Source organism: Streptomyces mirabilis (genome assembly GCF_018310535.1).
Lineage (GTDB): Bacteria > Actinomycetota > Actinomycetes > Streptomycetales > Streptomycetaceae > Streptomyces.
Genome location: NZ_CP074102.1, coordinates 8,708,831 through 8,734,206, shown reverse-complemented (window position 1 = coordinate 8,734,206; position 25,376 = coordinate 8,708,831). Strand labels below are relative to the sequence as shown.

General features: G+C 69.2%; 25 protein-coding genes and 2 pseudogenes. 12 read left to right on the top strand and 15 right to left on the bottom strand.

All coding sequences use genetic code 11. The features are described from left to right. Positions 1-139 precede the first annotated feature (139 nt). Entirely contained in the window at positions 140-2,974 is a 2,835-nt protein-coding gene (locus SMIR_RS38820) for an SCO1167/SCO6262 family helicase (protein ID WP_212728485.1), read from the top strand. Next, positions 2,971-4,209 (top strand): SWIM zinc finger family protein, encoded by a 1,239-nt coding sequence (locus SMIR_RS38815; RefSeq protein ID WP_168488633.1) that lies wholly within the window; start codon positions 2,971-2,973, stop codon positions 4,207-4,209. The genes SMIR_RS38820 and SMIR_RS38815 overlap by 4 nt, the downstream gene beginning before the upstream one ends. A gap of 307 nt (positions 4,210-4,516) precedes the next feature. Here SMIR_RS38815 and SMIR_RS38810 read toward each other — a convergent pair. Next, positions 4,517-5,655, bottom strand: a pseudogene (locus tag SMIR_RS38810) (integrase core domain-containing protein). Positions 5,656-6,364: 709 nt separating this feature from the next. On the opposite strand from SMIR_RS38810, the gene SMIR_RS38805 reads away from it, so the two are divergent. The 4 genes from SMIR_RS38805 to SMIR_RS38790 all read left to right on the top strand — a co-directional run bounded on the left by SMIR_RS38805 (position 6,365) and on the right by SMIR_RS38790 (position 11,387). Continuing rightward, positions 6,365-6,574, top strand: coding sequence for a nuclear transport factor 2 family protein (locus SMIR_RS38805; RefSeq protein ID WP_168488635.1), 210 nt, complete (start codon positions 6,365-6,367; stop codon positions 6,572-6,574). A gap of 252 nt (positions 6,575-6,826) precedes the next feature. Continuing rightward, positions 6,827-7,654, top strand: coding sequence for an alpha/beta fold hydrolase (locus SMIR_RS38800; protein WP_212728098.1), 828 nt, complete (start codon positions 6,827-6,829; stop codon positions 7,652-7,654). A gap of 820 nt (positions 7,655-8,474) precedes the next feature. Next, positions 8,475-9,341 carry an alpha/beta fold hydrolase gene (locus SMIR_RS38795; protein ID WP_212728097.1) on the top strand — a complete coding sequence of 289 codons (867 nt, stop codon included), beginning with the start codon at positions 8,475-8,477 and terminating at the stop codon, positions 9,339-9,341. Between the two features lie 303 nt (positions 9,342-9,644). After that, positions 9,645-11,387, top strand: coding sequence for an MOSC and FAD-binding oxidoreductase domain-containing protein (locus SMIR_RS38790; RefSeq protein WP_249938565.1), 1,743 nt, complete (start codon positions 9,645-9,647; stop codon positions 11,385-11,387). Positions 11,388-11,445: 58 nt separating this feature from the next. On the opposite strand, the gene SMIR_RS43970 is transcribed toward SMIR_RS38790, so the two are convergent. The 8 genes from SMIR_RS43970 to SMIR_RS38760 all read right to left on the bottom strand — a co-directional run bounded on the left by SMIR_RS43970 (position 11,446) and on the right by SMIR_RS38760 (position 17,501). Beyond that, positions 11,446-11,766: a hypothetical protein gene (locus SMIR_RS43970; protein WP_249938564.1), complete on the bottom strand. Its 321-nt coding sequence runs from the start codon at positions 11,764-11,766 to the stop codon at positions 11,446-11,448. Between the two features lie 61 nt (positions 11,767-11,827). Next, entirely contained in the window at positions 11,828-12,418 is a 591-nt protein-coding gene (locus SMIR_RS43965; RefSeq protein ID WP_248002761.1) for an ISAs1 family transposase, read from the bottom strand. 133 nt (positions 12,419-12,551) lie between these two features. After that, positions 12,552-13,319 carry a transposase gene (locus tag SMIR_RS43960; protein ID WP_248002762.1) on the bottom strand — a complete coding sequence of 256 codons (768 nt, stop codon included), beginning with the start codon at positions 13,317-13,319 and terminating at the stop codon, positions 12,552-12,554. Beyond that, the gene (locus tag SMIR_RS43955) at positions 13,316-14,164 is read right to left on the bottom strand and encodes a transposase (protein ID WP_249938563.1); all 849 of its coding nucleotides are present in this window, start codon (positions 14,162-14,164) and stop codon (positions 13,316-13,318) included. The genes SMIR_RS43960 and SMIR_RS43955 overlap by 4 nt, the downstream gene beginning before the upstream one ends. A gap of 194 nt (positions 14,165-14,358) precedes the next feature. Continuing rightward, positions 14,359-14,706: a VOC family protein gene (locus SMIR_RS38775; RefSeq protein WP_212728095.1), complete on the bottom strand. Its 348-nt coding sequence runs from the start codon at positions 14,704-14,706 to the stop codon at positions 14,359-14,361. A 15-nt stretch (positions 14,707-14,721) separates the two neighbouring features. Beyond that, a complete protein-coding gene (locus tag SMIR_RS38770; protein ID WP_168488646.1) occupies positions 14,722-15,807 on the bottom strand; it encodes an alkene reductase in 1,086 nt (361 codons plus the stop codon). Between the two features lie 63 nt (positions 15,808-15,870). After that, on the bottom strand, positions 15,871-16,473 hold the full coding sequence (locus tag SMIR_RS38765; RefSeq protein WP_168488649.1) for an NADPH-dependent F420 reductase: 603 nt from the start codon (positions 16,471-16,473) through the stop codon (positions 15,871-15,873). A 20-nt stretch (positions 16,474-16,493) separates the two neighbouring features. After that, positions 16,494-17,501: a zinc-binding dehydrogenase gene (locus tag SMIR_RS38760; protein WP_212728094.1), complete on the bottom strand. Its 1,008-nt coding sequence runs from the start codon at positions 17,499-17,501 to the stop codon at positions 16,494-16,496. Positions 17,502-17,608: 107 nt separating this feature from the next. Here SMIR_RS38760 and SMIR_RS38755 point away from each other — a divergent pair, with 107 nt between their 5' ends. Further along, positions 17,609-18,217 carry a TetR/AcrR family transcriptional regulator gene (locus tag SMIR_RS38755; protein ID WP_168488653.1) on the top strand — a complete coding sequence of 203 codons (609 nt, stop codon included), beginning with the start codon at positions 17,609-17,611 and terminating at the stop codon, positions 18,215-18,217. Between the two features lie 122 nt (positions 18,218-18,339). On the opposite strand, the gene SMIR_RS44445 is transcribed toward SMIR_RS38755, so the two are convergent. Genes SMIR_RS44445 through SMIR_RS38745 form a run of 3 tightly spaced genes read right to left on the bottom strand, consistent with a single transcriptional unit; the run spans position 18,340 to position 19,754 of the window. After that, complete coding sequence (locus SMIR_RS44445; RefSeq protein ID WP_282190290.1) at positions 18,340-18,462, bottom strand: hypothetical protein; 123 nt, start codon at positions 18,460-18,462, stop codon at positions 18,340-18,342. Between the two features lie 48 nt (positions 18,463-18,510). Next, complete coding sequence (locus SMIR_RS38750; protein WP_168488655.1) at positions 18,511-18,933, bottom strand: hypothetical protein; 423 nt, start codon at positions 18,931-18,933, stop codon at positions 18,511-18,513. Further along, a complete protein-coding gene (locus SMIR_RS38745; protein WP_249938562.1) occupies positions 18,930-19,754 on the bottom strand; it encodes a hypothetical protein in 825 nt (274 codons plus the stop codon). The genes SMIR_RS38750 and SMIR_RS38745 overlap by 4 nt, the downstream gene beginning before the upstream one ends. Positions 19,755-19,806: 52 nt before the next feature. Here SMIR_RS38745 and SMIR_RS38740 point away from each other — a divergent pair, with 52 nt between their 5' ends. Together SMIR_RS38740 and SMIR_RS38735 are read left to right on the top strand one after the other, a co-directional pair. After that, positions 19,807-20,517, top strand: a complete 711-nt coding sequence (locus tag SMIR_RS38740) for an IS6 family transposase (RefSeq protein ID WP_168488658.1) — start codon at positions 19,807-19,809, stop codon at positions 20,515-20,517. A gap of 90 nt (positions 20,518-20,607) precedes the next feature. Further along, a pseudogene (locus SMIR_RS38735) lies at positions 20,608-20,904 on the top strand (MmyB family transcriptional regulator); the annotation flags it as partial. A gap of 208 nt (positions 20,905-21,112) precedes the next feature. Here SMIR_RS38735 and SMIR_RS38730 read toward each other — a convergent pair. Together SMIR_RS38730 and SMIR_RS38725 are read right to left on the bottom strand one after the other, a co-directional pair. Next, positions 21,113-22,444, bottom strand: coding sequence for a cytochrome P450 (locus tag SMIR_RS38730; protein ID WP_212728093.1), 1,332 nt, complete (start codon positions 22,442-22,444; stop codon positions 21,113-21,115). A gap of 270 nt (positions 22,445-22,714) precedes the next feature. Beyond that, on the bottom strand, positions 22,715-23,191 hold the full coding sequence (locus tag SMIR_RS38725) for a hypothetical protein (RefSeq protein WP_168488662.1): 477 nt from the start codon (positions 23,189-23,191) through the stop codon (positions 22,715-22,717). 143 nt (positions 23,192-23,334) lie between these two features. Here SMIR_RS38725 and SMIR_RS38720 point away from each other — a divergent pair, with 143 nt between their 5' ends. Continuing rightward, positions 23,335-24,498 (top strand): pentapeptide repeat-containing protein, encoded by a 1,164-nt coding sequence (locus SMIR_RS38720; RefSeq protein WP_168500808.1) that lies wholly within the window; start codon positions 23,335-23,337, stop codon positions 24,496-24,498. Here the strand turns inward: SMIR_RS38720 and SMIR_RS38715 are convergent. Next, positions 24,461-24,754, bottom strand: coding sequence for a hypothetical protein (locus tag SMIR_RS38715; protein WP_168488664.1), 294 nt, complete (start codon positions 24,752-24,754; stop codon positions 24,461-24,463). The two genes, SMIR_RS38720 and SMIR_RS38715, sit on opposite strands and share 38 nt — an antisense overlap. A gap of 107 nt (positions 24,755-24,861) precedes the next feature. Between SMIR_RS38715 and SMIR_RS38710 the strand changes: the two genes are divergently transcribed. Then, complete coding sequence (locus SMIR_RS38710; protein ID WP_143614245.1) at positions 24,862-25,092, top strand: DUF8825 domain-containing protein; 231 nt, start codon at positions 24,862-24,864, stop codon at positions 25,090-25,092. Then, positions 25,089-25,313 (top strand): LexA family protein, encoded by a 225-nt coding sequence (locus SMIR_RS38705; protein ID WP_168488667.1) that lies wholly within the window; start codon positions 25,089-25,091, stop codon positions 25,311-25,313. Before SMIR_RS38710 ends, SMIR_RS38705 begins: the two co-directional genes overlap by 4 nt. Positions 25,314-25,376 lie beyond the last annotated feature (63 nt).

Sequence of the window (25,376 nt, the reverse complement as noted above, 5' to 3'; positions counted from 1 at the left end):
GGTATGGCCCGAACTTGCCGGTGGGTGACAGTGCGTGGTGAAGTCCGGTGGTGGGCGTGTGCGGTGAGGACCGCCCCGGATGGCGATGGAGCGGAAGAGCGTGGCACGGATCGTCGTACGAGAACCGGGCACGGGCACGATGAGCGCACCGCCGCTGGCCGCCCCCGAGGCTGCCACGTGGGCACGGGGGCTGCTCGACGGGGGCTGGGCGGCGGTGTTCCTGCCCGGAGAGCCGGCCCGTCTCGGGCGTGTGCTGCTCTGGCAGCCTGCTGGGGCGGTCGCCGAGGACAATGGCATGCGTCCGAGGGTGGAGACCGACTCGGTGGAACTGGTGCTGCCGCACGGCCGCTCGGTCAGACGGCGCAGGGTGGAGGGCTACGCGCTGCCCGTGGCTGTCGCCGTGTCTGCCCTGGAGGGGGCGCGGCCGCCGCATCCGTCCGCCACCGCCTGGCAGGCCGCCGCCCGGTTCGCGCTGCGGCTGCTCGCCGACGGCCGCCTCTACCCGGCCCTCACCCCCGCCGGTTACGACACCTGGCAGGCGGGCCCCTTCACCGCCGCCCAGCGGCAGACGCTGGACTCCCTGGCCGCCGCGTTCCCGCCGCACGCCCACTGCCTGCCGCAACCGGGTCCGCCACCGCTGCGGATCGCCGAACCGGCGGCTCTGGTACGCCAGTTCTGCGACGCGGTCGCCGACGACCTGGTCCGTACCCCGGCCGCGCCACTCGCCGTGGGAGCACTGCCGTACGCCTGGCGTGAGGTGCGTGCCGTGCCCGCCCTGCGCGAGTGGTCCGAAGAGACCACCGCTGCGCTCACCGCCGAGGTCGGTGTCTCGCTGCGCGTCGACCTGCCCGAGGGGCGGCGCCGGCAGTTCAGGGCCGTCCTGCAGTTGCACACCGCGGCGGATCCGGCGCTCCTCGTCCAGGCGGCACGGCTGTGGAGCGAGCCGGCCGAGGTCGAGCGGCTGCTCGGTCCGCATGCCGAGACCGAGACGCTGCTCGCGCTCCGCCGCGGTGCCCGTGTCTGGCCCCCGCTGCAGCGGCTGCTGAAAGACGCCGCCCCCGACGAACTCCGGCTGACCGACGACGAAGCCTTCGACCTGCTGGGCGACGCTACCGACGCGCTGCGCACGACCGGTATCGACGTGCACTGGCCGCGCGAGCTGGTCAAGGCACTCACCGCGACCGGGGAGATCGGGCAGCGCACCGCCCCCGGCTCCAGCGCCGGCGGTCTTCTCGACGCCGACGCCCTCCTCGACTTCCGTTGGCAGATCTCGCTCGGCGGCGAGCCGCTCACCGACGCCGAGATGGACGCCCTCGCCGAGGCCCGCCGCCCCCTCGTCCGGCTGCGTGACCAGTGGGTGGTCGCCGACCCGAAGCTGGTGGCCCGCGCCAGGCGCCGCCGGATGCAACCGCTCACCCCCATGGAGGCGCTGAGCGCCGCGTTGACCGGCGAGGTGGAAAGGGAGGGCGAGCCGATCCCCTGCGCGCCGATCGGCCAGTTCGGCGACCTCGTCGCTCGTATCCGCGATCCCGAATCCCGTACCCCTGCCGAGCAGCCGGCCGCGCTCAAGGCCACATTGCGCGACTACCAGAAGCGGGGCCTTGCCTGGCTGGCCGAGATGTGCGAGCTCGGCCTCGGCGGCTGCCTCGCCGACGACATGGGCCTGGGCAAGACCATCACCCTCCTCGCCCTGCATCTGCACCGCCAGACCGACCCCGCCACCGCGGGCCCCACCCTTGTCGTGTGCCCCGCCTCCCTGCTCGGCAACTGGCAGCGCGAGGCGGCCAGGTTCGCGCCGTCCACGCCCATACGCCGCTACCACGGCGGCAGCCGCCACCTCGACGACCTGGCCGGCGATGAAATCGTCCTGGTCACCTACGGGGTGCTGCGCCGCGACCGCGAAGCCCTCGCCGAGACGGCTTGGTCGCTTCTCGCCGCCGACGAGGCACAGCACGTCAAGAACCCCTACGCCGTCACCGCCCGCGAGCTGCGCGCCCTGCCCGCCCTCGCCCGCGTCGCCCTCACCGGCACCCCGGTGGAGAACAACCTCTCCGAACTGTGGGCGCTGCTCGACTGGACCACCCCCGGACTCCTCGGCCCGCTCTCCACCTTCCGCGACCGGCACGCCCGCCCGGTCGAGACGGGCGAGGACCCCGAGGCCGCCGAGCGCCTGTCCCGTCTCGTCCGTCCCTTCCTGCTGCGCCGCAGGAAGTCCGACCCGGGGATCGCGCCCGAACTGCCGGCCAAGACCGAGACCGACCGCGTCGTGTCGCTGACGGCCGAGCAGACCAGCCTGTACGAGGCGGTGGTCCGCGAGACCATGGCGAAGATCGAGGAGTCCGAGGGCATCGCCCGGCGCGGCCTGGTGCTGAAGCTGCTCACCGCTCTGAAGCAGATCTGCAACCACCCGGCCCAGTACCTGCGCCAGTCCACACCGCTGCGTGGCCGCAGCGGCAAACTGGACCTGCTCGACGAGCTGATCGACACGATCACCGCCGAGGGCGAGTCGGTCCTGGTCTTCACCCAGTACACAAAGATGGCGGCCCTCCTGGAGAAACACCTCGCCGAACGCGGCATCCCCACCCTCCTCCTGCACGGCGGCACCCCCGTCGCGCAACGCGAGGACATGGTGGACCGCTTCCAGCACGGTGAAGTACCGGTATTCCTGCTGTCACTGAAAGCGGCAGGCACCGGCCTCAACCTCACCCGCGCCACCCACGTCGTGCACTACGACCGCTGGTGGAACCCTGCCGTCGAGGACCAGGCCACCGACCGCGCCTACCGCATCGGCCAGGACAAACCCGTCCAGGTCCACAAGCTCCTCGCAGAGGGCACCGTGGAGGACAAGGTGGCCAAGCTGCTGGAATCCAAGCGCGCGCTCGCCGACGCCGTCGTCGGCTCCAGCGAGGCCGCCCTGACCGAACTGTCCGACGCCGACCTCGCCGAACTCGTCGCCCTGGGGAGGCAGCCATGAGCCCCTCGCTGCCCGGCCAGCGCCGTGCGCCCGCCCGCGGCAGGCACGCCTTCGCCGCAACCTGGTGGGGCCAGGCATGGGTAACCGCCCTGGAGGACTCCACCCTCGACGCCGGGCGTCTGTCCCGCGGACGCACCTACGCCCGCAAGGGCATGGTCGGCCCGACCACCGTCGCCCCCGGCCATATCAAGGCCTCTGTCCAGGGCAGCCAGCCGCGCCCCTACCGATCCTCGGTCCACCTGCCCGTCCTCACCGACGCCCAGTGGGACACACTGCTGGATGCCGTCGCGGCCCGTGCCGGGCATCTCGCCGCGCTCCTCGACGGCGAGATGCCCGCCCAACTCGTCGACGCCGCCCGCCAGGCAGGCGTCCCCCTGCTGCCGCAGCCCACCGAACTCGACCCGGACTGCTCCTGCCCCGACTGGGGATACCCCTGCAAGCACGCCGCCGCGCTCTGCTACGCCATCGCCGCGACCATCGACACCGACCCGTTCGTGCTCTTCGCGCTGCGCGGTCGCAGCCGCGAGGAGGTCCTCGCCCAACTGCGCGCACGCCGCACCCCGAGCCCGGCGACGGACACCCCGCCAGCTCCGGCCGGGATCCCCGCCGCCAGCGCCTACGCCGCCTGGGCCGAACACACCCCCGGGCTGCCCGACCTCCCCGCACCATCCCCCCACGCCGCTGCACTGCCGGTCCCCCCACCGTCCGACAGCGGCCTGTCCCTCACGGACCTGGAACGGCTCATGGCCGACGCAGCGGCACGCACAACGCAGTTGTTGTCCGGCGACACCACTTGCCTGCACCTGACCCAGCACCAGGACGCCGTACGGATCGCCGCGAGCAACCCCGGACCCGAGTGGTTCCATAACCTGATCCAGAACACCGGCACCAAGCCGACCGCGTTCGCCCGCCTCGTCCGTGCCTGGCGCCACGGCGGTCCCACCGGCCTCACCGTCGCCGAACAGCCCCACATCCCCGACCCAGCGGTGATGGCAGCCGCCCGCACCGCCCTGACCATGACCCTCGCCGAGATGGCCACCGACCCTGTCCCCCTCAGGGCCTGGCGCAACCGCCTCACCCTCCCCGGCCAGGGCATCCAGCTGCGTCTGGGCCCCGACGCCCGCTGGTACCCCTACCTCCAGGACGACGACGGCGCATGGTGGCCCGCGGCACCAGCCGACACCGACCCCGTCGCAGCGCTCACCTCCGTCTGGCAACAGCGGTCACCGACCTGAACAACACCTGGCCAACGCCGCGGATCCCCAGGCGAAGCATCCGGACCAGGAAGACGGGAGGCACAAGGTCACGGCAGTCAAGCCTTGTCGGGTCTTCGAGCTTGAGCGGGGTCTGGCGTCGATCGGCCTACCCTGCCGTCACTGATGGTGAGTATGGGGCGAATTGGGCCCTGGATGCAGGAAGTCCGTGATCGCGGGTGATCATGGCTATTCTCCACACAGCTTGATCACTTGGACGCACGGGCTTGGACCACACTACGACGTCGCTGCTCGCCCTTGTAGGTGCCAAGAACCACGCCCGTGCTGGTCACGCCACGTGTTGGTACTCGTGCAGGATGCCACCGAGGCGGTCGTGTCGGTGGACGTTGAGGTGGGTGAGCCGGTCGGATTGGGTGATGGGTTCGGGCAGGGGACGTAGCGGTGCGGCGCCTGCAAGGGTGCGGTGCGGCCTGTGCTGGTTGTAGAACTGCTCGTACTCGCGCAGCGCGTGGAGTAGATGGGCCTGGTTCCAGATGAGGGTGCGGTCGAGGAGCTCGGTTCGGCAGGACCGCACCCATCGCTCCATGACCGCCTTCATGCGCGGCATCCGGACGCCGGTCTGGACGACCTCGATACCCTCGGCCTGCAGGACGGCGTCGAAGGCCGCCGGGTAGCGGACATCCCGGTCGCGGATCAGGAACTTCACCCCGGCGCCGGCGTCGTGGAGGTCCATGACCATGTTCCGGGCGAGCTGGGTAACCCAGGCCGCGGTCGGGTGCGCCGTTGCGCCGTTGCGCCGTTGCGCCGTTGCGCCGTTGCGCCGTTGCGCCGTTGCGCCGAGGATCCGCACGCGCCGGGTGGCGTGCTCGATGACAGCGAGGACGTACAAGGTCGCACCGGTCAGTGTCTTGGTCTCGAAGAAGTCGGCGGCGACGATGGCTTGCACTTGGGAGCTCAAGAAGTTCGCCCAGGTAGTGTGGTCCCGGTCGGGCGCGGGGTCGATGCCGTGCTCCTTGAGGATGTTCCACACGGTGGCGGCGGCGACCTTGATGCGAGAGCGGCGAGTTCGCCGTGGATGCGCAGGTACCCCCAGTTGGGGTTCTGGCCGGCGAGCCTCAGCACCAGGACCCGGACAGAGCCTACGGTGCGCGGTCTCCCGGGGCGCTTGGGTCGGGAGGCATTGCCGTGGCGTCGGCGGAGCAGGTCACGGTGCCAGCGCAGCACCGTGTCGGGGGAGACGATCAGCTGGAGTCGGCGAAGTTGTACCCGGGGGCGGCGGTGCAGGAGTGCGGCGAGCAGCGCGCAGTCCGGCCAGGTGAGGCTCGGCCTGTCGATCTGCCGCTGCAGCACGACGAGTTGATGGCGCAGCGCCAGGATCTCGGCGTCCTTGTCGCGATCGCCCATCGGCAGGAGCCGTATCAGGGTGAACATGCTCGTCAGGGCCAGGTAGGGCAGTCGCAGCAGCACCGGACCATCCTGGCGCCGGCCGGGGCTGCCCGGCAATCACCGAGGACCCACCATCACCGTCGACTGGCAGGAGCTCACGACAGCACCCCTACACGGTCTGACCAGCATGGATGAGGTTTCTGGCACCTACAACGTTGAGCGCGTGCCAACGAAGTCTGAGCGGCTCTGGTCCAGCGCCTGCGCTCTGGCTCTCTCCAGTTGCCATTGGGGTGCGCTCAGCGCTTTCTGGAAGAGCGGGTGGAACCGCCCGCTCTTCCAGGAGGAGCGCACCATGGCGCAACCGATAAGCCGGCCAACGATCAGCGCTGAACAGTTCAGCCGAGTGTGTGACGAGATTGGAAGCACGGCGGCGCCCGAGAAGGACGCTCAGTCCATCCGGGACTGTGCTCTGCGCATCGTGCAGACCCTGGGCCTGGCGCTCTCCACGGATGACCTAAGCAGGCTCCTCACCGTACTCATGGCCCCTAGCGTGGCCCCACCCCCAGAGAGCCCTCAGTACACCCGAGAGGCCATCCTGGACATGCCTGACGCGCAGCCAGGAGAAGATGAAGGCCCGGTCAGGTAGACCCGGCCGCCACGCCTGACTACATCCGCGGCTCGCCGGAGGGCGCCCGGCCCCCACCGCTCAATCTTCGGTGACACGGACTCGCGGCCGTCAAGATCCGATGGCGAGGTAGCCGACTATTTCAGGACGCTGGGGGCGAACATCGTGCCCGAGAAGAACGTTGACGATATTGAGGCGCTCCTCGTCGACGGTGACCACGCGGTCATGCTGGGACGGTTCACCCGAGTCGCGAAGGGCACCGGTCGGACGTTCATGACGCCCATCGCCATGCACCTTCAGGTGGCAGGCGACAAGATCGTCAAGCTGCATCCATATGAGGACACCCTCGCGGTAGCCGAGGCATACGCCGAGTGAGCGGCCTCGGCCGTACGGGATGAGCGCGGGGCGTGCGCCTGGGCGCGCGTGAATTCGGTGCGGCGGGTAGCGTGAAGGCGCGAGGCGCTCAGCGATCGCCCGGCACATCGTGAGCCTTCCCCAGGTACCGCCTCGACCAATCGAGTTGACGGCACCGATGGCCTCATGCGAGCTGACGCCCACGTTCTCCGGACGAGTCAGACCGCATGGGGCTGCGGCACTTCACGTCGATTCGATCGAGAGGGGCATGCGATGCCTTTCATCACCACCAGGGACAATACCGAGATCTTCTACAAGGACTGGGGTACCGGACAGCCCGTGGTCTTCAGCCATGGCTGGCCGCTGAACGCCGACGCCTGGGACCCCCAGACCCAATTGATGGCCGACAACGGATTCCGCGCCATCGCCCACGACCGCCGCGGCCACGGGCGCTCCGGGCAGACCTGGAACGGCAACGACCTGGACACCTACGCCGATGACCTGGCGCAGCTGATCGAAGCCCTCGACCTGCGTGATGTCATTCTTGTCGGGCACTCCACCGGGGGTGGCGAGGTTACGCGCTATGTAGGCCGCCACGGAAGCGACCGGGTCGCCAAAGCGGTCCTGCTCAGCGCGATTCCGCCGCTGATGCTCAAGACAGATTCCAACCCTGAGGGGCTGCCGCGGGAGGTGTTCGACGAGATCCGCAAGGGCGTGGCGACCGACCGTTCGCAGTTCTACCAGGACCTGAGTGCCCCCTTCTACGGCGCGAACCGCGAGGGTCACCAGGTGTCCCAGGGCACCCGTGACGCATTCTGGCTGTGGTCGCTGCAGGTGGGGATCAAGGGTTCCTACGACTGCATCAAGGCATTCTCTGAGACCGATCTGACCGAGGACCTGCAGCGCTTCGACTTCCCTACGCTCATCGCGCATGGTGACGACGACCAGATCGTGCCCATCGTCGCGGCCGGCGATAAGTCCTCGAAGATCGTCAAGGACAACACGTTCAAGGTGTACCCCGGGGCCCCGCACGGCCTGTCGATGGTCGCTCCGTTCAAGGACGTCTTCGACGCCGACTTGCTGGCCTTCGCCCGCGGCTGAACGTACGAGACCCCGGGCGCCAGCCGGTTCCCAGATGACAGCGTGAGCACAGGCCCGCCGCGGGTGTCGTATGCGGTGCCGGACGGCGGCCGGGGTCCCGTTCAGGGGCGCGGTGGATTCCCGGTCTGACACCCAGTAGCCCCACGATTGCCGCTGTTTCGACGGACATTGACACCAAGCTTCCGATGCAGGGGTGGAAGTCGGCGGTAGCCGTCGAGCCACCGATGCTGTACGCGGCGGCCCGCACAGCGCGCCGGGTGAGGATCTGGGCGCTCAGCAGGGGCCGCCCAGATGACCAGGAATCGCAGATCGGCAAGGAATCCCGCGGCGCCGCGGAGAAGTGCGTCACTAATGATTGGGTGCGGTCCGCGCTCTCACGGAATCCAGCACAGTGCTGGGCGGCCAACTCGACCTCGCGGTAGGAAGCCGGACGGGAACGGCCATACGCCATTGCGGTATTCCTGGCTGACGTCAGGGATGTCGGACTACCGCCAGGCGATCCTCAGAGACCACGACTCGCGACATTGCTGTGACACTCTGCTGTGCTTTTGTTCCGTAATGTGTTGGGACCCGTGATTCAGCGAGCCGCACATGAGCTCCGCGATCCCATTTATTGGTTCTGCCGCGTTGCCCTCCCTGCAGGTCAGGTCTAGCGTGAGGAAGGTGGCAACCGGCGCCATCTGCCGCGAGGCACCACGCCGCCGAGGGAAAATGGTTCCCGAGCCTCCACGGCGACCGTCCTGACCATATTCGTGTCCAGCCGGGTTTTATACGGGCGGATTTGACGCAGTTCTGCGCCCACGGGCGCCCGGAGGTCGATGTGCTTCCCACGCGACACAAGACAGCAACCATCAAGGGCCAAGAAGTCTTCTACCGCGAGGCCGGCCCCAGCGACGCACCGGTCGTGCTGCTGCTGCACGGATTCCCGAGCAGCTCGCACATGTTCCGCCATCTCGCCCCCGCGCTGGCCGATGACTATCACGTGATTGCCACCGACCACATCGGATATGGCCACTCCGCCATGCCCAAGGTGGACGCATTCGACTACACCTTCGACAACCTCGCCGGCATCACCGCCGGACTGCTCAACCACCTAGGCATGAACCGCTTCGCCATGTATGTGCACGACTACGGAGCACCGATCGGCTGGCGCCTTGCGCTCGACCCTTCCTTCGACGTCAGCGCGATCATCTCGCAGAGTGGCAACGCCTACATGGAAGGCTTCGTCAAGCCCTTCTGGGACGACCTGTTCGCGTACGCCACCAGTCCGGGCCGCGACACGGAGCCGGGCGCGCGGGCCAAGTTCAGCCCGAGTAAGACCCGTTGGCAGTACGAGAACGGCGCCACCGACACCAGCCTAGTCAGCCCCGACACCTGGACTCTCGATCAGCTCCTGCTGGAACGGCCGGGCAACGACGAGATCCAGCTGGCGCTGTTCCGCGACTACCCGAAGAACATCGAGGGGTACCCGAAGCTGCAGGAGTACTTCCGTACCAGCCAGGTGCCCCTGCTCGCGGTATGGGGCCAGGGGGACGAGATCTTCGGGCCGGACGGCGCGCGGGCGTTCTCCCGTGACCTGCCGGAGGCGGAAGTCCACCTGCTGCCCGCCGGACACTTCGCCCTGGAGACGCACCTGGACGCCATCAGCGGATACATCCACGGATTCCTCGGACGCGTCCTGACCTGAAGCGTGTCGAGACCCGCACACCTCCCGCCGATCTCCGGCCGAATGTGATGTGCACATGGCGGATAGTATGTGCTGATCACGGCCCGGTCAGGCGGCCGATGCGGGGCTGGCCGTCGCAGGCTCTTTCGGCGTGAGGCAGTGCTTTGTGCCTGGGGATACAGCCCGATGCCGACATCGGGCTGCCCCATCGACACGGCGGCCAGGGGCCAGAAGCTGATACCACGGGCTTCCCAGTCGGAGCGGCGTGGGAGGCGCCACAAGAGAGGTGGCGTGGTGGCCACGTTGACAGCAGTGAATATCGGAATGCCGAAAGACGTCCCCTGGCACGGAAAGACCGTGCACACCGGCGTCTACAAGCAGACCGTTGCCGGACCTCGGATGGTGCGGCGGCTGAACATCGACGGGGACGGCCAGGGAGATCTGGGCGGGCACGGCGGTGAGCAGCGGGCGGTGCTGGTCTACCAGACCGACTCCTACCGCTTCTGGGCGAACGAGCTGGGCCGCGACGACCTCACTCCCGGGCAGTTCGGCGAGAACTTCACCGTGGATGGGTTGCCCGACGATGAGGTCTGCATCGGGGACCGCTACCGCATCGGGGACGCCCTGTTCGAGGTCACTCAACCCCGGGTGACCTGCTACCGGGTGGGCCTGCGCATGGGTGAGCCACAGATGGCCGCACTGCTCGTGGCCCACCACCGCCCCGGCTTCTACCTCCGCGTCATTGAGGAAGGCGAGGTCGAGGCGGGGCAAAAGATCGTCAAGGTCTCCACCGGCCCGGGGGCGATGACCGTCGAAGAGATCGACCGGGTGCTCTACCTGCCCGGACACACCCGTGAACAGGTCGAACGGGCCCTGCGGATCCCCGCGCTCAGCCCCGGCTGGCAGGGTTCCATGCGCACCTTGCTGGACCAGGCCGACGGCGAAGGTGGTGCTTCCTCGGGCAGCGCCGGACTGAACACCGCGGCCACCGCACCGCCGCCTGCCTGGCCGGGCTTCCGCCCGCTGACTGTCACGCATATCCCGTCCGAGAGCCGCAGCGTGTTCTCCCTGCACCTGGCCGCCGCAGACGGCTCGGCGCTGCCGGCCGCGCTGCCGGGCCAGTTCCTCACCGTCAAAGTCCAGCCCGCGGGCGGCGTGCCACCCCTGATCCGCAGCTACTCCCTGTCCGGAGAGCCAGGCACCGGCGCGTACCGGATCAGCGTGAAGGTCGAACCGCACGGCGCCGCCAGTAACGAGCTGCGTGCCCACATCCGGGTCGGCGACCAACTGGATGCCGCCGCGCCCCGCGGCACCTTCTGCCTGACCGGGGGCGACAACCCGGTGGTACTGCTGTCGGCCGGGGTCGGCGTCACCCCCGTCCTGGCCATGCTGCACACCCTCGCCCATGACCGCTCCACCCGCCAGGTGTGGTGGCTGCACGGAGCCCGTGACGGCAGCGAGCACCCCTTCGCCCAGGAAAGTCGCGACCTGATCGCCACCCTGCCCAACGCCCGGTCGACCGTCTACTACAGCAGGCCCGCTTCCAACGACCACCTTGGCGTGGACTACGACGAAGCGGGTCGTCTCTCGGCCGGGCCTGTCCGCCGGCTCGGCCTACCCACCGACACCGACGCGTACCTGTGCGGCCCCACCGCATTCATGGACAGCCTCACTGCCGCGCTCGTGGACTGCGGTCTCGACACCTCCCGCGTCCACACCGAGATCTTCGGCGCGGGCCCCGCCATCACCCCCGGGATCAAGGGCTCGGCAACCGGGCCCGCGCCTCACCAGCCCGCGGGCGCGCCCGGCACCGGACCCGAGGTCTCCTTCGCCCGCAGCGGACTCACAGTCCCCTGGAACGACGCCCAGGAGTCCCTGCTCGAACTCGCCGAAGCCTGCGACGTCCCCGTCCAGTGGTCCTGCCGCACCGGGGTCTGCCACACCTGCGAACTCGCCCTCATGTCCGGCACCGTCAACTACTCACCCGACCCCGTCGAACCCCCCGCCGAGGGCAACATCCTCATCTGCTGCTCCAAACCCGCAGGAGGGATTGTCCTGGACCTCTGAGACGACGGCCCCGCCGCGCCTGGGCCGGGGCTTCGGGCGGCTGACGTCCGTTTCGTGATTATGTAAGCCCGAGGAGTGCGAGGGATCGGCGTGGGTCGCGGGCGTTGCGTCGCAGAGCTGCAGCGATGCTGGTGCTGCCGGTGAGGCGGAGGGCTCCGACGGCGAGGTTGCGCCACGTGGCCATGGCGCGGGGCGCGTTGCCGGTCCACAGTTGGAAGGCGTCCTCGGCGAACGTCGTATCCCTGATGTGGTGCAGGACCTCGACTTTCCAGTGATCTCGGACGAGCGCCTCGAGTTGGGCGGGGGTGGCCTGCTCGGCGGTCAGGCTGGTGACGGCATAGACGGTCTTGATGGTGGTCTTGCCGGTCGTGCGGTTCACCCGACGGCGCTTGATCTGGAGCGCTTGGCGGGCGCCGGGGAAAGCAAGTTGTTGATGGTGACTACCTTGATTCGCCGGATTTCGACGCGTTCGTGCCCCATGCCCTTGGTGCGGCTTTGCAGTGGGATCTCGCCCAGGGAAGGGACTTGAGCTGCATGCGCAGCTTCTTTTGGTTGCCCTTCGCGATCACGATGTAGTGGGCTTCGCGGTCCAGTAGGTACGCAGCGTGCTCGCGCTGGGTGTACATGGCGTCGCTGGTGACGACCACGCCGGCGAGGTCGGTGACAGTGTCCGGCAGAGGCTGGAAGCACGAGATCTCGTTCGTCTTCTCCTGCACGTCCAGCCGGGCCAGGACCAGGCCGGTGGTGTGGTCCAATGCCGCGAGTAGGTGGATCTTTCGCCCCGTGGCCCTGGCGGTACCTCGCAGGCTCTTGCCGTCCACTGCCAGGCCGCGCAGCTCGCCCGCTCCAGTACAGCGGTCGGCGAGCCAGCGGCCTACTGCCCGGTCCAGGGCATCACCGTCGATGCCAGCCAGGAGCCGGCGGACCGTTGTCTCAGCGGGAAGGCAACGGCCGGGGAGCACGGGGTCGGCGCGTACGCCGAGCCGTTCCCGGACCTGGGGAGGGGCGTCGGCGTTGCAACCCGTTGACACCGCAGTAGGTCAGCGGGCGGATCCGTCCATGCGATAGGGCCCTGACCTGTGTCGAAGCCCGCTCAACTTGTCATGCGGGGCTCAGACACAGGCTCTCAGCTTGACTCTGTCGGGGATCTTGGAGTTGCCGAAGTCAGCTGCCCAGGGTTCGCCAGGACTTCGGTCGGGGTATCTCGCGCTGGTCGAGGTAGTTCTGGAAGGCAGTCGGCCGGCGGGGCGTGGGGGCTTCCTCGGTCGGTGGTAGTCCGCTGAGGCGCTCGATGTTGACGGCGATGGCCGTCAGGACGTGCTGAATGTGGGCCTTTCCCTGTCCTCGGTAGCGGCAGCGTCGCATGCCGTAGCCGTGGGCGAACTCGTTGACCGTGCCCTCCACTCCGGAGCGGACCGCGTAGCGCGTCTTCCACTCGGGCGTCTGCTGCTCGGTGCGGACGCGAAATTGCAGGTCGCGGAGTTCTCGTGGGGGAAAGCCCACGGTGCGGGTGCTTTCACGGGAGGTGGTGCACTGGGTGCGCGCCGGGCAGGGCTGGCACTGGCTTTTGGTGAACCTGGCCACGATCAGCCGGGCCGCGGTGGGTGAGGAGGTCGGGTAGGGGCCGTGCCGGCCCTGGCTGACCTGGCCCTGGGGGCAGGTGACCTGCTGACGGTCGTAGTCGATGTGGAAGTCGTCCCGGGCGAAGCCCTCGTCCCGGCGGTGCTGACGGGTGGGGTTGCTCCGCAGTGGCCCGGAGACGGTGACCTGGTGTTCACGGGTGGCTTGTTCCAGGTGGGGCAGGGAGGTGTAGCCGGCGTCGACCAGGTGCTCGGCGGGCAGGAGTCCGCGGCGTGCCAGGCGGGTGTGGATGCCGGGCAGGACCTGGCTGTCATGGGTGGTGGCCGCGGTGGTGGCCACGTCCGTGATCACGTTGGGGCCGTCGGGAGCACAGGTCTCGGCAGGTGAACGGAGAACCCCTTCCAGCTGATGATGTGTCCGTGCCGTGCGTAGCGGGCCGAGGTGTCGTAGGGAGAGACGACCGCCCGGGACGAAGGCGGCAGCCCGGGCCCGCCTTCCGTCTCGGCGGTGCGCCAGCGCAGATGTCCTGCTGCGTCACGGTGGTAGTTCTGCACCATGATCTGGCGCAGGGCCTGGATACGAGGACCGGACGCGCGGTCTGCTCCGTGCCGGTAGAGGTGTTCCAGGAGCCGGACCGCGTCGTTTCCAGTGGCAAGGATCCTGGTCTTGGGCTTGGTGGGGTTCTTGCCCAGGCGGACCGCTCGGCCGTAGCGGCGCCCCCAGTCCTCATCGACCAGCTCGTCCAGCAGGTGAGGGGAAGTGCCGGCGACCTCTTCCAGTGCGGCGCGGACCGCCTCGGTGATCAGCTCCAGGCGGGTCAGGTCACGCACCGCGGCCAGGACATGGGTGGAGTCGGTGCGCTGAGTGGTGCGCTCGCGCACCAGGCCGGCCTCCTTCAGGCGGGCCAGCGCGAGGTCGAGGAGGCGGTCGGCACGGTCGCCTTCGGCGAGACGATCGCGGAAATCGGCCAGCACGCTGTGATGGAACCCGGGGTCGTCCAGTTCCATGGCCATCGCGTACGTGAAGTCGATGCGGCAGCGGACCGCCTCGGCGGCCTGCCGGTCCGACAGACCGAGCAGGAACTGCAGCACACAGACGGTAACCAGTTGAGCAGGCGAGAGACCAGGACGCCCGTCCTGCGGGTACCAGTCGGCGAAGTCCTCGTCATGCCACAGCCCGTCCAGCCAGTCTCTCACCCCTATCGCCGTCGTGCCGCCCGGGTTGCTCGCCCGCGCGACCTGCGCAGTCAGAGACGGGACCTGCTCACCGGAACGTGGCCGGAGGGACAACAGGCACCTCGACAACTGCATCGGTCAACGGAACTACCCGAGCATGCCCGTTGACCATGCTGCCGCACCGCGAAACTCCAAGATCCCCGACAGAGTCAAGCTCAGGCGCGGGGCTGCATGTACTCGAAGACAGAGCCGTCCGGGTGGCGGGCGACGATCCTGGTGCCGTTGGGTACTTCGTTGGGTGCTTCGAGGATCTCGGCGCCGGCCTTGCCGAGGGTGTCGAGAACGGGGGTCAGGGATTCGACGATGACGGTCGCGTTCTGCGAGACGTACTTCTCCAGCGGGCCGGAGTAGAGCAGGAAGGGTCCTACGAGTGCCAACTCCAGGTCTCGGTAGGGGAATCGGCGGACTTCCGCGTCCCCGGCCAGGTCCTGGTAGAGAGGGATTGCGTCTTCGAGGCTCTCTACTTCGACGTTTGCGATCATTGCTCGGATGTTGCTGCTCACGGCGATCTTCCTTGCTCAGTTGGCGGTGAAGGCGGGGTAGTCGGTGTAGCCCTCGGTGTGACCGGCGTAGTAGGTGTCCCGGTCGCCGTCGGCCAGCGGGTGGCCCTGCGCGAAGCGCTCGACCAGGTCGGGGTTGGCGATGAAGGGGGCGCCGAAGGAGACCGCGTTGACGATCCCGTGGTCGAGGATCTCGTTGCCGAGGGCCTGGGTGAAGCCGAGGTTGGCGACGATGTTGCCCAGGTAGTTGGCGCGGTAGCGGGAGAAGAGGACGATGCGCTCCTCGATGGTGCCGGGAGTGCCCAGGAGGTGCAGGTAGGCCAGGTTGCTGTCGTTGAGCTTCTTGAACAGCTGGTCGTAGTCGGCGAGTGTCTCCTCGTCCGCGGTGAACGTGGTTCCGTTGGCCCAGCCCGGGGACATCTTCACGCTGATGCGGTCGCTGCCCCACACGTCACTGACGGCGTCGAGGATGTCGAGGAGGAACTGGGCCCGCTTCTCGCTGCTGCCTCCGTAGGCGTCGGTGCGCTGGTTGAGACGTGGGTTGAGGAACTGCGGGATCAAGTGGGATTGCTGGGCGTGGATTTCCACGCCGTCGAAGCCGGCGCGGCGGGCGTTCTCGGCCGCATGGCGGTAGTCGGCGATGGTGGCGGCGATCTCAGCGGCGGTGTAGGCGCGCGGGGTGACGGTGTCCTTCGGGCCGGAGGGGGTGAAGGACTTCTCGCCGGGGTTGATGGCCGAGGGGCCGGCGGGCAGGCGGCCGCCGAGGTGGTCGGGGTGGGAGGCCGTGCCGAGGTGGCCGAACTGGGAGACGATCCGCCCGCCGGCCTTGTGGACGGCTTCGGTGACCTTCACCCAGCCGGCGGTCTGCGTGTCGGTGTAGATGCCGGGCGCGTGGATGAAGCCGATCGCGTCGGGGTTGACCCAGGTTCCCTCGGTGACGATCAGGCCGGCGTCGGCGCGCTGCGCGTAGTAGGCCGCGTGCAGGTCGGTGGGGGCCAGCTCGGCGTTCTGAGCGCGGGCGCGGGTCATGGGGGCCATGACGACGCTGTTGGGGAGCTCCAGCGCGCCGAGGCGGACGGGCTGCAGCAGGGGCTGGGTGGTCATGAGTAACTTCCTTGTGCTGAGGGTCGGATGAGGAGGAGAGCGAGGAATGGGCGAGGGCCCGGCTCAGTCCTGTTTGAGGGCGTGGAGGCCGGAGAGTGGGCCGCCGAGCTGCATGAGGCGTCCGCCCTCGCGCAAGGAGCCGAGGTCGACGGGGGCGAAGCCGAAGGCGGCGGTGAGGTCCTTGACGGTCGTCTTGGCGTCGGCGTCGTCACCGGCGAGGAACAGCACCTGGCGTCCGGCCTGGTGGCGCGGGTCGGCGGCGATGTACTGGCCGTAGAGGGTGTTGAACGCCTTGACGACGCGGGCTCCGGGCAGCAGTGAGGCGACGTGTTCGCTGCCGGTCAGCTCGCCCAGGTCGGCAATCTTCGTGTGCGGGGGCGGGGAGGCGAACTGATTGGTGGCGTCGATGACGATGCGCCCGTCGAAGGGGGGCAGTCCGGCTACCGCGTCCGGGATCTGGGGCCAGCCGACTGCGAGCACGACGAGTTCCGCCGCGGCGGCTTCCTCTGGGGTGCCGGCGTGGGCGAGCGGTCCGAGTGCGTCGGCGAGGCCGGCCAGGGAGGCGGGGCTGCGGCTGTTGCTCAGTACGACCTGGTGGCCGTGGGCCACGGCGTGGCGGGCGATGGCCTGGGCGACGGTTCCGGCGCCGAGGGTTCCGATCTTCATGGCAGTGCCCTTCGTGGGGTTCAGGATGCGGGGCTGGTGAGCAGGACCGTTCCGCTCTTGCCGGGGCGGCGGACATGGTCGATGGCCTTCGCGAAGTCGGCGAGGTCGTAGCTGGCTGCGACCTCGAAGAGTTCCGGGGTGGTCGCGGCCAGACGGGCGGCGAAGGCGATGTCCTCGGCCCGTTCCTCAGGCGTGCGGGCCATCCACTGGCCGATGGACGTGCCCCGCACGGTCAGGGCCCGCGGGGTCAGCGCGAGCGACTCCAGCGGCGTGCTGCCGGAACCGAGCTGTCCGTAGGTGATCAGCGTGCCGCCGTCGGCGAGCAGCCCGGCCAGCTCACCGGTCAGGGATCCGCCCACCGCGTCCAGTACGACCTGGGCACCCCGGCCGCCGGTCGCGTCCTGGACCTGAGTGCGCCAGTCCGCGTCGGCCGTCGAGATGGTCGGCAGTCCGGGGAAGCGCTGCCGCAAGGTCTGCGCCCCCGTGGCGCTGCGTACCAGGTTGACCAGCGGGATGCCGTGCTTGAGCGCTACGGCGCTGACCAGCTTTCCCACCGACGAACCAGCGGCCGTCTGCACCACCGGACCGGCCTGGCCGTGCTGGGCGTCCTCGACCGCCCGCAGCAAGGAGAGCAGGGTCAGCGGGTTGACCAGCATCAAGGCCGCGGTCTCGTCGCTGAGGCCCTCGGGCACCGGCACCACCAGATCGGTCGGCGCCGTGACGAGTTCGCTCCACGCGCCCGGCACCGGGAAGAACGCCACCCGCTGATCGGGCCGCCGATCCTGCACACCCTCGCCGACGGTCTCGATGACGCCCATCCCCTCCACGCCGGGAATCCGTGGCGTGGCGAACCGCTGCCGCAGCCCACCCGGAAGGCCCTCCACTCCCGCCAGGTCGCCGGGGTGGATCGGCCGGGACAGCACCCGCACCTGCACCTGCCCGGCCGCGGGCGCAGCAGGGGCCGGCTGCTCGCTCAGGCGTAGTACCTGCCCGGCTTCTCCGTGCTGGTCGTAGGCGATGGCGCGCATGACGCTCCCCTTCCACGAACTATTGATGATGGGCATCATTGGAACTCCTGTTATGATGAGAGGCATCATCAAAAAGGTCAAATCGAGAGCGACGCGAGAGGACGGCCATGCCGCGGATCACCAAGGAGGACAAGGCCCGCAACCGGCAGAACATCCTCGAAGCGGCGGGCCGCATGTTTCGCTCGGAGGGCATCGACGCGGTCGGCATCGCCGAGCTGATGAAGGAAGCCGGACTCACCCACGGCGGCTTCTACAACCACTTCGCCTCCAAGAACGACCTGGCTGTGGAGGTGTGTGGTGCCTCCTTCGCCGCCTCGCTCGGGGGCCTGGCCCGGACGATCGAGGACGGTCCGGGCCAGGGCGGCTCTCCGCTGGAGCGGGTCGTGGCCGGGTACCTGTCCACCGCGCACCGTGACGCCCCGGACGGCGGCTGCCCCTCCGCCTCCCTGGTCACCGACGCCGGACGGCACAGCGAAGCCGTGCAGAGCGCGTACGCCGAAGGCGTCGAGGGTTACCTCACCGGCTTCGCCGCCGAGTTCCTGCGCGAAGCCGAGGAGAAGGGGCACGACTTCGACCCGGGCGAGGCCCGCCACAGGGCCATCCGCCTGCTCAGCGAAATGGTCGGCGCGCTGATGCTCGCCCGCGCCGTACGCCACGTCGAGCCCGAGCTTTCCGACGAGATCCTGCAGACCGGCCGCAGCCACGCCCTCGACTGATGCGACTCAGGGCCGCTGCGGGACGTGGAGCCGAGGCGTTCGCGATAGACGGCCCGGCCCCGACGGGCGCAGGAATGGGCACGCTCCCTACAAGGCTGTTCGGCCTGACCTGGTTGAGGGCTCTACTCCTCCGCGCCGTCTTCGTCGAGCTCGATCGCGTCCGGGTCACGCAGCGGACGTAGGCCCTCGCACGGAAGGGAGGCGTTGAAGCTGTAGCGGCCCAGGACGTTGAGGGTTCTTGCCAACGGCTGTATCGATGTTCCCCACGGCCGAGCTGGGCCCCTGAGCGCGGTTCACGGGATCCGATTGGGCCGCCGCTGCGTCGGCAGTGTTCTGACCGGGGAGCTGGGCTGCGACAGCGCACCGCGTAGTTGCCGGTTCTCCACGGTCAGGTGGTTGACGGCGCGGACGAGGTGATCGATGTCGGTCTGCGACTGCGACAGCTCCTTGGCGTCCTTGACGCGGAGTTCCTTCAGCTTGACGATCTGCTTGCGTAGACGGATCTCGGAGTCTGGCGTCTTACCGCGCGCCCTGACCTGCGCATAGAAATCGTTCTTGAGGTCCGGGTGCCGCTGGGTCAGCGCGTTGCGGGGTACGCCGGCTTCCTCGGCCAGGGCGACGATCGTCCACGCGCCGTTGGAGCGCTGTGGGGTCCCTTGCAGGATGCGGCCGATGGCCGCGCGGATACGGTCGCGTTCGTCGGGTGCGGGGCTCATGCGGTGCCGTCCTGGAGTGTGGTCCGGGTTCGGTAGTGGGCGTCGGCAAGGTCGCGTAGGCGCCCGGCGTTGCTGCGTAACCGCTCGCCCAGCGGGCCGGGGACCTGGGCTGCCCGCTGATCGAGCACGGTGGCACGGCGCCGGAGGCCGGCGGCGTGCTGATCGGTGCGGGCGATGTTCGCGCAGGTGGGAACGCACCGGTCGAGACTGGGGGTGTCCTTGGTGCCGCGGTGGCACAGGGCCTTGTCGCGCTTGTAGACACACACCAGCAGCGTGTTGGGATTGGCGTAGACGGCCAGTTGAGGGTTGGCGCGGATCTGGCGGGCTTGCCGGGCGGTGACGATGTTGCCGGTGTACTGCGGAGCGGTAGCGGCGGCCTTGATCGCTCTGCGGGCAGCGGGTCCGGAAATGCCGATGCCGTCCTTGAGATCGGCGTTCAGGTCGGCGACGGTGTCGATGGTCGCGCGGGCCGTCTCGACGTCGAGGAGGTCGTGGATGCCGTCCCGGCTGCGCGCGGCGTAGCCGGCTGATACGGAAGTCCGCAGATGGCCGTACTGAATCGCGAGAGCGACCAGCCCGCCGGGCCGACGGGCGATATGCCACGCCAGGCTCCTGCGGAACCGCTCAGTACCGATCTTCCCGTGCGGATCAGGCGGGATGACCTCATGGGCTAGCCCACGGGCAGTGGCCTCGTCTTTGGCCCAGGTGACGAAGTGCTCCACCCGGATACCCAGCGTGTGGACGGTGAGGGAGCCGGTGCCGGCTCGGGTGCCACGCAGGTCGTGGGCGTGGTGGTCGAACAGCAGCTCGGGCGTCGTCAACTTGGCTGAGATCTGGGATGATCTTGGGGTTGTGATCGCGGGGAGGGCAGTCTTGGACGCGGGGTCGCCGTCGTATAAAGGGTTCCGGTACCCGGCGGAGATCATCGCCCACTGCGTGTGGCTGTATCACCGCTTCCCGCTGAGCTTCCGCGAGGTTGAGGAGCTCATGCTCGCCCGCGGCGTGATCGTCTCCTACGAGACGATCCGCCAGTGGTGCGCCAAGCTCGGACCCGCGTACGCGGCCGGGCTGCGCCGCCGAAAGCCCCGGGCCGGTGACAAGCGGCACCTGGACGAGGTCTTCGTAGAGATCAACGGCGAGCGGCGGTACCTGTGGCGCGCGGTCGACCAGGACGGCAACGTGCTGGACGTCCTTGTCCAGAGCAGGCGCGACGACAAGGCCGCCAGGCGGTTCATGGCCAAGCTGATGAAGAAGCAGTGCCGGGTGCCGCGGGCGCTGGTCACCGACAAGCTCCGCAGCTACGGCGTCGCCCACCGCGAGCTGATGCGCTCCGTCGAGCACCGGCAGTCCAAGTACCTGAACAACCGGGCGGAGAACTCCCACCAGCCGACCCGCCAGCGCGAACGCGCCATGAAGGGCTTCCGCTCACCCGCCAGCACCCAGAAATTCCTCTCGGTGTTCAGCGCCGTCTCGCCACACTTCCGGCCCCGCCGCCACCTTCTGACCGCCCCCGACTACCGCGCCGAGATGACCATCCGCTTCACGACCTGGAACAAGATCACAGGCGTACCTGCGGCACCCTGACCACAGCACCGGCCGACGGCTCCATTCGCCCCGTCAAGCCCCAACACACTTCGAAACCCACCAAGTTGACAAGACCCCCAAGTCGCCGCCGATCCGGGTCACCCGCGCGCGGTCGAGCTGGTGGGTGAACTCGCCGTCCGCAGCGACGAGTTTGCGGCCCTGTGGGCCCTGCACGACGTGGAGGAACCGACCCGAGGCCAGATGCGCCTCACCCACCCCCGGGTCGGCGAACTGAACCTGGACTGGGACGCCTACCCGATACCGGGCAACCCCGGCCCCGCGCTCCTGGTCTGCACCGCCGCCGAGGGCAGCCTCGACGCCGAACGACTCCAAACGCTCGCCGGCCTGTTGGGCACCCCTTCACCCACTGGGCGGTGTGCATCGTGACGTCGCAGGCCACGGGTCTGGCGTGGATTGCGAGCCGGGTACTCGTGCTGGTCGGCGACCGATGACCATGGCGTAGATCATCGGGCAGGTCCGGCTCCGGCGGGATGTCGGGTCCGCCGTGGACCACGCGCTTGACCTCGTGTACCGCACCTGGGGTGAGACCGCTTTCAATCTCTTCTGAGTACGCCGTCCTCCGTACCGTTCCGCTTCAGGTGAGTGGCGATACCAAGGTTGCGGGGGTGGGGCCGTCGGGGCGGACGGTGATGCCGTACACCGCCTTCGTGGGAGTGGAGTAGAAGGCCGGGGTGTGGACCGGCAGCAGGTGTTCGAGCAGGACGGTCGATTCGCGGAGCGCGAATTGCAGACCGAGGCAGGCGCGGGGACCGATACCGAAGGGGAAGTAGGCGCCCGGGTGGGCAGGTCGGCCGTCCGGGGTGATGAAGCGCCGGGGGTCGAAGTGCTCTGGGTCTGGCCACAGTTCGGGATCGCGGTGCGTGAGGTACGGGCAGATCAGGAGGTCGGTGCCCGCCTCGACGGCGTAGCCGGCAAGGGTGTCGTCCTCGGTGGCGTGGCGGGGCAGGATCCAGGCGGACGGGTAGAGCCGGAGCGTCTCGTGGACCAGAGCCTGGATGGCCTGGCGGCGCCCAGCTGAGCCTTCGCCGCCGGCGGCGAGAGCTTGTTCGCGGGCGGCGGGGTGCTGGTCGAGGAGCTGGTAGAGCCAGGTCAGGGTGGTGGCGGTGGTCTCGTGCCCGGCCACGAGCAACGTGACCAGCTCGTCGCGGATCAGCTGGTCGGTGTACTCGGGGCGCTCGGTGGCGGCGTCGGTCAGGACGTGCAGCAGGCCCGGGCCGTCGGGGCCGGCCGCCCCGCTGCGAGCGGCCTCGATGGCGTGCCGGGCGACCGCATCGATCCGGGCGAGATCGGCGGCAACGGCGTCCTGGGCGTCGGTGACGTCAGCGGGCAGAGTCGGTAGGGCGGTCGCCACGGCGGCCACGGCGGCCAGTTCGCGCTCGGTCCCGTCGTCGAGGGGGTGCCCGGTAAGAGCGCGCCAGATGGCGTCCAGGGCGAAGCGGCGCATCTCCTGCCCGACATCGAGGGTCTGCCCGGTACGGGCGTATCCTCCCCAGCGCCCGGTGGTGGTCCGGGCGGCCTCGGTGATCCGCTGTTCGTAGCGGCGCATGCCGGTACCGGTGAACTGGGACTGCAGCAAGCGGCGTTGGCGCTTCCACGCCTCACCGGTGGCGGCGAGGACGCCGTCGCCGATCAGCACACGGGCGCGGTGGGAGCGCTTGACGTACCGCTCCGGGTGCCGGGCGAGTACGTGCTGGACCGCCTGCGGGTCGGTGACAAGAACGGTGGGGGCCGGCCCGAGGCGGAACGCGGCGATGCCGCCGAACCGCTCGCGCACCTGGGACAGCAGCTCGACCAGTTCACCTCCTCCCGATCGCCACTGCTCCACGAGTTCAGGCTCGGCTTCGGGGACCGGCCGCCCCGTTTTGGGAACGTACGGAAGGGAGCCGAGGCTGGCTTCGGTGTCCATGTTTCTTCTCCTGGTCAACCGCTGGGCTTGGCCGTAACGGAGCACTGGCACCACGGACTGTACGGGAGAGGGCACAGATGGTGACAGTCCACCCCCGCGTGGCCACTGTCCGGGCATGGCCCGGATCCCGCCGCCCTGCGCCGCGCAGCCGGACCCGAGGCCAAGGCAGTGGCGGAGGCAGTGGTCAGCTGCGAGGAACAGAAGCTGTCGAAGCCGCAACCGGGCTACTGGGGGCTGCCCTGTAAAGGAGCTTCGAGGGTCCGCAGCGGGCTATCCCATGACTGCTCGGGCCGCGTCGAGAAAGGCCAGCCTGTTGTCTTCCAGGTAGTCACGCACGCTCTCGCCGTCGGGCAAGCCTTCCCACACGGTCCGGTTGAGGTCGAGGAAGTACTTGCGTGCTGCGTCATGCACAGGAAGGGGGAACTGGATACGGATCAGCCGCTCGGCAACCCACAGTCTGTTCATGGCGTCTTGGGTCGTGAGGAACCAGGCGCTGGTGTCGTCCCATTCGTGCGGTCGGCTGAAGGCGGCGCGCTCCGCCTCGGCCCCCACCTCGATGAACCGCTCCAGCAGCGCAAGCCGCTCCGCCCGCCGGGCCTCCGACAACTCGGTCTGCTGCCGCCGCTGTTCCGTTCGTTCCGCCGACCGCTGCGTCCCGAACTGAACGAGGAAGGACAGCACGCCACCGAGCGCAACGCCGCCCAACGATATGAGTGACACCCAGACCTGACCAGACATGGCGACCATCGTTCCACGCTGTCGATCTTCAGCAGTCGTGGGCGTACCGATGAGGATGGTTGACCAGCCGACGGGCACAGAACACCCCAGTACTGCTGCTCCACTTGGTCCATCTTGATCATCTCCTGAGGTGCGCATAGGCTCCCGTGCCCATGGAGACGGGGGAGCAGAATCATGGCCAGCGGCCGTGGCGCGAGCGGCCGGTCGGTCGTCGTGCCGTCGTGCCGTTGCTGGCCGGGGTGGTGGGACTGGCCGTTCTGGGAACCGTGTTCGTCGTTCTGCCAGGTGTGGTGGTCGACCACGATCTCGCCGGGGCCGTCGTCGTGCCGCAGGATCGGCTGAAGGCCGTGAACGATGTCCGGACGACTCTTCTGCAGATGATCGGCGGCCTGGTCGTGCTCTTCGGCGCCTACGCCACGTGGCGGCAACTCCGGGTCAGCCAGGATGGCTTGCGCGCTACCCAGGAGGGCTACGTCACCGACCGGTTCAGCCGGGCGGTCGATCAGCTCGGCAGTGACAAGCTGGATGTGCGCGTCGGCGGGCTCCACGCGCTGTGGCGGGTCGCGGAGCAGTCCGCCCGTGACCGCGAGGCCGTCATCTCCATCCAGGCCGCGTATCTGCGCACGCACCTGCCCTGGCCGCCCACCGGGCAGGACGCGCCGGCGGCGGACGTGCCCATCAACGACATCGCACCGCTGGAGGCCCGTGCCGCCGACTCACAGGTGGCGCTGACCGGCCTCGGCGTGCTGTGCCGGCGCCGGGAGCAGTCCTGGGTCAATCTCAGCGCCACCGATTTGCGCCGGGCCGACTGCGACGGGCTGTGGCTGCCCGAGGTCAATCTCGACCGCTCCTGTATGGAGGCGGCAGGCTTGTGCCACGCCAACCTGACCCAGGCATCCCTGGTCTCGGTCAACCTGCGGCACGCCGACCTCAAGACCGCAATCCTCCGCCGGGCCCGCTGTGCACTGGCCGACCTGCGCGGCGCGCGGCTGGCCGAGACCGACCTGCGGGACGCCGACTTCACCGAGGCCGACCTGCGCGAGGCGAACCTGCGCAAGGCCAACGCGCGCGGTGCGGTCTTCCGCCGATCCGACCTGCGCCTGGCAGACCTGCGCGGCACCGACTTGAGCACGGCCGACCTACTCCAGGCACGCCTGACCGACGCCCTGGCCAGCGACCACACCCGCTGGCCCGCCGGCTTCGACCATGCCGCCGCCGGCGTCGTCGTCACCGAGGACCCCGGCCCCGAACTCCCGCCCCTGCTCCAGCCGCCAGGGATCACGACGAACCACCCCCCGCTGCGATCCATGTCGTGACGAAGAAACCCGTGTAGCGCCGGCCGTACCCCGGAGATATCGGCGGGCTCCAGGACCGACGCCGCCTGATCGAGGACGTCGATCCGCGCCCGGCCCGCACGGACTCCGGGACATCGCGCAGCGAGGCCCGGAAGGCCGACCCGCTCCACCGCGCCCGGGCCAGCCCTTCGGCGAGGAGACGCTCCCCCGTACTCGGGCCCCCGCCGTCGTACTCCTCGAGGAGCGTGCGGGCGTCCCACTCGAGGACGTCGGTCATGTCAGCGGTCGTCACACGCGGTCCAACGAGCCACGGCGGGCGCCGGTGGCGGGCGGGCCAGCGCATCGACTTGGCCAGAAAATCGAACATGTGGCCTAATTGTTGGCATGGAGCACGCACCCTTCCCCCCTGATCTGATCGAGCTCCAGGCGGAGTGGCAGCTCACGTATGCGGCGCTGGCCGTGCCGCACCCGGTGCACACCACCGCGCTGCGCCGCCGCCTGCAGACCCTGTCCGGCCGGCTGCTGTTTCACCCGTACTGGTCCGGCCCGGGACGGACGCCGGCGGCGCGGGTGGAGCTGCGCCGCCAGGCCCGCGCCGTGGGGTGGCGGCCGTGAACCGGCGCCCGGAGCACCTCACGGCGCGGGAGGAGCAGATCCTGCGGTGCATACAACGGTGGATCGAGGAACGCGGTGAGGGCCCGTCGGTCCGGCAGCTTGCCGACGACATCGGGCTCAGCAGCACGGCGTCGGTCGCCTACCACCTCGGCAATCTTGAAGAGCGCGGCGCCCTGGTGCGTGACGGGCGAGGCTGGCGCACCTGCCGCCTGGTGCGGTGACCGCGCGCTCACGAACGGAGCCGCCGGCCCCGCGGCTCCGGGAGCGGAGGGCAGGTTGTCGGC